The sequence below is a fragment of the Microvirga tunisiensis genome, assembly GCF_009296175.1.
Taxonomy (GTDB): domain Bacteria; phylum Pseudomonadota; class Alphaproteobacteria; order Rhizobiales; family Beijerinckiaceae; genus Microvirga; species Microvirga tunisiensis.
On record NZ_VOSK01000680.1, the window covers coordinates 1 to 1,752 of the forward strand.

Consider the following 1,752-nt stretch of genomic DNA (forward strand, 5'->3'; position numbering starts at 1 on the left):
ATGCGTTTGCCCGGCAAATGCGGCTCCATCCGATCCCACTGGTGATCTTTCAACATCAGACGAACTCCGCTCACCCAAGCCTCCGCGCCCAAAAGGAGCTTGAATCAGATTTGCGAGTCCGTCGAAAGCCTGAATGTCAACGCGCTCTAAGACCATCTCAGGATCTGTGATCCTGAACAGCTGCTCCAGCGTCATGCCCATTGAAAGGCCATACCGCAGCATCTTCGCCCGGTCGGCTTCGAGCATGTCCTGGTCAGCCCGTTCAGGTCGGGCATCGATCAGGCGTTTATCATCCTCCCGACTGACCAGACAGATTGCCGACGACCTGTGGCTGATCGAATACTACGGCTTCAAGTGGCGTGCCGTCGTTCCGCATTGCGTGCTCGGCAAAGCAGGAGAAGCCAGGTGGCAGGATCGTCTCAGGCCTCGCCACATCGATAAAGATGTGCTTCGCGTTTTCTGGTTTGATGTCGAACCAGTTCGGATCATCAAAGGTGCCCGCGTACACACCGCACACTTCGGCAAATCTCTCGAAAGTCAGATAAAGTTTCGTCCCACATGCCGCGCAGAAGTGAATGTGGACAAGCTTGCCGCTACCTCCGGAACAGTGCTCATAGACGGCTGGGGAGCCCTTTGTGACTTGAAGATCAGCCTCGTGGAAGATTCGCTCTACCATGTAGGCCGCGCCGGTCGCGCGTTGGCAGAACTTGCAGTGGCAGATCGTAACGCGAAGTGGGTCGTTCTTGATCGTGTATCTCACCGCCTCACAGAGACATCCACCCTCATGAACAGCCATGGTTCTCCTCTTCGGCAGACGGCCCACCCAGCCTGATCAGCGCCTCTTCGACACTCACAGATTGCAGCAGGAGAGTTCCAAGAACCCCTCCCCTCTCCATCAGTGGTGATCGGTGTCAGAAGGCTGGTCAGCCAGCCTCTTGATCTCCAAGATCGCAGCGACCAGGAAGGCGGAAAACACAAGGAACATCATGATAGTCGGGAGCATCCCTTCCTGTACTCCTGGGTTCATCCCGACCAATGGGATCGTCAACAGAAGTGGGATGCCAAGGGTGATCGCAGCAAGAAGGTAAATCGGGTTCGTCGGCTCCTTAGACGAGCGAGCCTTGTGAGCCTGACGCACGGGGGTGTCCTGTGCCAGAGCCTTGATCTTGGTTGAGGCATCCAGCAGACCCAGACCTGACACGTTCAACGCTTGCTGCTCCATGACGATCCTCCCGTGATTTGTGCTTTGCAGAAGTGTGTCGAGCAACTCCAGGCTTCGCAAGTACGTCAACGAACCGGAGCCAAAGCAAAGGGGGTATTGCCCCTCAGTCTTGAGCCCCTTTGGCTTCAGCCGCCGTCCATAACCCAAAGATCACATCCGGATCGGTGATCCGGAACAGCTCTTCCTCCGTCATACCCCTAGCCGTTCCTATTCACCAGAGTTTGTTTCGGGGCCTATTTGGTAGCGCGGGCGTGCCGATCCGCTGCGTTTCTTTCACCGCGGCAAGGTCTGGAACGTGGGGAACGCGTTGGCAGGGACGGGATGGGATGACCGGGGCGATGGCAGCCCCGGCGCTCAGGGCGAGGCCGCCCGGGGCTGGGGTGCCAGAGCGCTCGCAAGACGGCGGACGAGATCCGCTTCCGGACAGCACGAGGCAAAGGCCAGTCGGATGCGGCTGGTGGTTTCCTGCACCCGCACGGCGATCTTGAGCAGGCGCAACCGCAGCGTTGCGAACTCCGCCCGGGCGAGAT

4 protein-coding genes are annotated in these 1,752 nt (G+C 58.4%); all 4 read right to left on the reverse strand.

Annotated features, from left to right (window positions below):
* The coding region (locus FS320_RS47410) for a hypothetical protein (protein WP_210252259.1) at positions 1-246 on the reverse strand (246 nt) is incomplete at its 3' end.
* 43 nt (positions 247-289) lie between these two features.
* A complete protein-coding gene (locus FS320_RS42795) occupies positions 290-796 on the reverse strand; it encodes a GFA family protein (protein ID WP_152718574.1) in 507 nt (168 codons plus the stop codon).
* A 99-nt stretch (positions 797-895) separates the two neighbouring features.
* A complete protein-coding gene (locus FS320_RS42800) occupies positions 896-1,222 on the reverse strand; it encodes a hypothetical protein (protein ID WP_152718575.1) in 327 nt (108 codons plus the stop codon).
* 354 nt (positions 1,223-1,576) lie between these two features.
* Positions 1,577-1,752, reverse strand: a 176-nt coding sequence (locus FS320_RS42805) for a transposase (protein WP_192926244.1), incomplete at its 5' end; no start/stop codon positions are given.

Coding starts and splice junctions, on each gene's coding strand:
- FS320_RS42795 (WP_152718574.1), bottom strand. CDS start 796: ATGGCTGTTCATGAGGGTGGATGTCTCTGTGAGGCGGTGAGATACACG.
- FS320_RS42800 (WP_152718575.1), bottom strand. CDS start 1,222: ATGGAGCAGCAAGCGTTGAACGTGTCAGGTCTGGGTCTGCTGGATGCC.